4 protein-coding genes are annotated in these 3,745 nt (G+C 36.8%); all 4 read left to right on the forward strand.

The window, feature by feature from the left end:
- Positions 1–1,022: AHH domain-containing protein (locus CLHUN_RS21295; protein ID WP_207559198.1), on the forward strand; the 1,022-nt coding region annotated here is incomplete at its 5' end.
- Positions 1,023–1,038: 16 nt separating this feature from the next.
- Entirely contained in the window at positions 1,039–1,593 is a 555-nt protein-coding gene (locus tag CLHUN_RS21300) for an imm11 family protein (RefSeq protein WP_080066697.1), read from the forward strand.
- A gap of 82 nt (positions 1,594–1,675) precedes the next feature.
- Positions 1,676–2,893: a CdiA C-terminal domain-containing protein gene (locus CLHUN_RS21305; protein ID WP_080066698.1), complete on the forward strand. Its 1,218-nt coding sequence runs from the start codon at positions 1,676–1,678 to the stop codon at positions 2,891–2,893.
- Positions 2,894–2,920: 27 nt separating this feature from the next.
- Positions 2,921–3,373, forward strand: a complete 453-nt coding sequence (locus CLHUN_RS21310) for a hypothetical protein (protein WP_080066699.1) — start codon at positions 2,921–2,923, stop codon at positions 3,371–3,373.
- Positions 3,374–3,745: the final 372 nt, after the last annotated feature.

The raw sequence follows: 3,745 nt of genomic DNA on the forward strand, positions 1-3,745 counted from the left end.
GAAAAGGAATAAATCTGATTGACGACACGTTTGTGCGTGCAAGCCTGAGAGACAGCAGCAGTGTAATAGACCAGGTATTCGGAGAATATGTACATAAGGTCTGGATGGAATGTACAAGCATGCTTTTAAATTTTGTACCTGTGGTAGGCAGCTTAAAGGCAATAGCAGAAGGAATTGTCGGACATGATTTACTTACGGGAAGGCAATACGCCTGGTGGGAAAGGGCATTCAACATAGGAATGGGTTCAATTGCACTTGTAGGCGAGGTTGGACTGCTGGCGGTAACGTTAAAGGAAGCGAGATTGGCTGGAAAGCTCTCAGAAGTAGCCGCTATTGCAGGGAATTCTGCTGTGAAGGCTATGGCTGAGGCGATTAGTAAGCTCAGGTATACTTTGAAATACTCTATTGATGAACTTGCATACCAGATTAAGAGGGTTGTTTCAATAGGTGATGAAACCGTTGTTGATCTTGGCAATGGAATAACGTATGCTATAAGAGAAGCTGATGATGTTGCGGAAGCAGCAAGACCAGCATATAGAGAAGTTATTCAGGGTATATGGAAATATTCGGGAAAGACCGCTGATGAAATAGCTGATTTCTACCTGAGTAAGGTTGCAAGCAAAACCAAAGTGTCGGGGAAATTCTCAGGCTCACCGTCTGAAATACTGAGAGCAGAATTGAAGGATGCAGGGGTAACAACGCCTCCATATGCTAATCAAGCACATCATATAGTGCCTGAGGGAATGGATATTCCTGAATTGAACGAAGCTAGAGCAATAATGGAGAGCTATGGAGTTGATTTGAATTCAGCAAGTAACGGAGTGTTTTTACCCAATGCACAAAACCTTCCACATGCAGGAAGTGCTGCGGTGCATAGTGGTTCACACACAGCGGAGTATGCAAGATATGTGGCAAATGCAATTAAGAGGGCTAATCCAACCTCTGCTGCTGATATAACAGAAGTATTAAATCGATTGAGAAAAGAATTACTTAATGGTACTTTAAAACTAAATTCACTATAAGAGGAGCGTGGATAGTTTGAAAATATGGTTAATACAAGAAGATGTTAATTTATACGAGCATGTGACACTGGTTGATGCAGACAATGAAAAGTGGATTGAATTTGGAAGTAAATTTGTAGGCAAAAGTATAAAAGATGATTGGACACCATTGAAAATAAAATTAATAGAACATGGAGGTAAGTTGAAAAAAGGTGATATACCGTATCTTTCTCCTGGTGTTCCAATTTTCAGCAAAAAGGCCATTAATATTTTAAATGAATATTTATCAAAAAACACTGAAATTTTACCTATTGATTTTAGTGGCGATGATTATAGATTAATTAATGTTATCAATCTATTAGATGGAATTGATTACAAAAAGGCAGTTATTGAGTATTACTCAGATAAAAAAAGAATAATGGCTTTCGATAAGTATGCCTTTATTCTAGGAAAAGTAGAAAATCAACATATTTTTAAAATTGTTGAACAGCCGAGAGCTGATGTTTTTGTATCTGATGAATTTAGAAACAAGGTTATAGAAAGTGGTCTTGAAGGTTTTAAATTTGTTGAAGTGTGGGACTCAGAAGCATAGCTGTTAATGCAAAAACCCCGACTGTAGCAATACAGCTTCGGGGTTTTTCTATAAATAGCTTTATAAGGCGGTATGCCCTACCTTGGAAGCAATAAATGAATACAAGCTTAATGTAAAGCATGTAATACAGTATTTGCAGATGAAGCTGCTGGACAACCCGCTTATAATGAGCAATTCAACGGTATCAAGATTCCTGGCGCAAAATATAATAGATGGAAAAGGAATAAATCTGATTGACGACACGTTTGTGCGTGCAAGCCTGAGAGACAGCAGCAGTGTAATAGACCAGGTATTCGGAGAATATGTACATAAGGTCTGGATGGAATGTACAAGCATGCTTTTAAATTTTGTACCTGTGGTAGGCAGCTTAAAGGCAATAGCAGAAGGAATTGTCGGACATGATTTACTTACGGGAAGGCAATACGCCTGGTGGGAAAGGGCATTCAACATAGGAATGGGTTCAATTGCACTTGTAGGCGAGGTTGGACTGCTGGCGGTAACATTAAAGGACTCAAGAATGGCTGTGAAGCTGTCTGAGGTAGCGACCATTGCAGGGAATTCCGCTGTGAAGGCTATGGCTGAGGCGATTAGTAAGATTAAGGCTGGAGCAAGTGATATGCTTGAAGGAATTTCTAAAATTATTAAAGGTGATGGTTATTATGAATTTGCAACTCCAGATGGTATGCTATTTAGGATGGCAGATGAAGAGATACCTGTTGCTTCAAGAAGTATTCTTGATAAAATTGCCGATGCCATTAGGAATGCAATAAATAAGGCTAGAGCTATTGGAATAACCGATGAAGCTGAACTTAAAAGAATAGGTGAAAATGTTGAACAAGCCATGAAGAATGGAAGTAAGTTTACTGAACCTACATTGGCATTAGGGGACAAACCAAAAGGAGTTTATGAGGCGGTTACAGGAGATGCAGAAATGATAAGATCTATTACAAGACAGAATGAAGCGGCTGACTTTCTGGCAAATGAAGGGTATAATATTGAAATGTTACCATATAAGACAAATGGAAATGGTTATGGTGTTAAGCCGAGCTCAAATCCAGATTATCTAATAGATGGTCAAGTGTTTGATTGTTATTCACCCAAAACTATAAATCTGAGAACTATATGGGACACAGTTGTTGGTAAAACTGAGAATCAAGCAAGACGTGTTATACTTAATTTAGATGATTATACTGGTTCTCTTGACGATTTAGCAAAACAGTTTAATGATTGGCCGATTGATGGTTTGGACGAATTGCTGGTTATAAAAGATGGTAAAATTGCTAGATTGTTCATTAAATAATTTAAAAATAACGGAGGGACAAAAGTAATGAGTTTTTTTCATAAATTATATTTAGGGAATGATTGTGATTTTAATGAATTGAAGCAAGCGTGTATTGAATATATGCCTAACAGCAATTCTAAGGCCACAGAGAGTGATAATCAATTTTCTATATCTAGTGAAGGATTTACCATCTTTTTAAAAGAAGGTGGGAATAGTGTAAAATTTAGAAGTGAAGATTATCATTTAAATCTTAATTATGATTTTTATATTGACATTAATGGTATGTATTCAAATTGGGCTAGTGAGTTAATGGAGTTTGTAGGGAAAATTTTAAAGAACTTCCATGGTGATTTTGTTTTAGAGGCAAATGCAGATTTTCCTTACATAATGAGAAAAAAGCAAAATGGAGTTATCATTGTTGATGATACAAATTTAGAAAGTTTTCCTTTTGAATCATTAAGAGTAGAATTCAAGAAAGATAAATTGGAACAAGTGTAATATAGCTTTAAACTTTGATTTTCCAGACTGTAGCGGGGTTTTCTATAAACAACTTTACAAGAGTGGCTCCACAGCGCCAGAAGCTCCTTCTTCCGGAGATATAGTTACTATTAAAGTAAGAATTAAGAATTCAGACTCTGAAGCGGCAGCTATAAATAACATTTCATATTTAATAGACGGGAAAGAAATATATTCAGATGATTCATTATATATAGTTGAGGGGGGAGCGGCGGTAATACCTATATAGATTTAAAGGACTATTTCAAACAAAATGTATTTAATGTTGTGGGCTCAGGATATACCTATATAGACTTTAACGGAGATCTGGCAAAAGCGTTTGAGGTCTGGCTGAAGGCTAAATATGAAGATATG

It is taken from the genome of Ruminiclostridium hungatei (assembly GCF_002051585.1).
In the GTDB taxonomy this organism is placed as follows: domain Bacteria; phylum Bacillota; class Clostridia; order Acetivibrionales; family DSM-1351; genus Ruminiclostridium; species Ruminiclostridium hungatei.

Excerpts from the sequence above, each read along its gene's own strand:
- CLHUN_RS21310 (WP_080066699.1), top strand. The coding sequence starts at position 2,921 with ATGAGTTTTTTTCATAAATTATATTTAGGGAATGATTGTGATTTTAAT.